Origin of the sequence: Vibrio sp. 10N.222.49.C9 (assembly GCF_041474985.1) — a bacterium.
Classification (GTDB): Bacteria; Pseudomonadota; Gammaproteobacteria; order Enterobacterales; family Vibrionaceae; genus Vibrio; species Vibrio crassostreae_C.
In genome coordinates, this window is record NZ_JBFRVD010000040.1 from 1 (window position 1) to 289 (window position 289).

Below are 289 nucleotides of genomic sequence, written 5' to 3' on the forward strand. Positions count from 1 at the left end.
ATATTAGGGCGTGAATGGCGCAAGCTTGTTTATCTTATGCCTAAAGCATTAGGCTTGTTCTTGCTGCTACTCATTCCCGCCTTTGGTCAAACTATCGCTCCCTTTGTATGGTTTATCTTTACCTCATGGATGCTGGCCATTCAGTATTGCGACTACCCATTTGATAATCATAAGGTCGACTTTAACTCTATGCGACTTGCGCTAAAACAAAAGCAAGGTAAATCCTATGGTTACGGTTCGATGGTGGCGCTGTTTACCTCCATCCCTCTCTTGAACCTGGTTATCATGC

The 289-nt window shown here is 43.9% G+C and carries 1 protein-coding gene; it reads left to right on the top strand.

All coding sequences use genetic code 11. The features are described 5' to 3' along the window. Positions 1-289, top strand: a 289-nt coding sequence (gene cysZ / locus AB4585_RS17300) for a sulfate transporter CysZ (RefSeq protein WP_372170402.1), incomplete at both ends; no start/stop codon positions are given.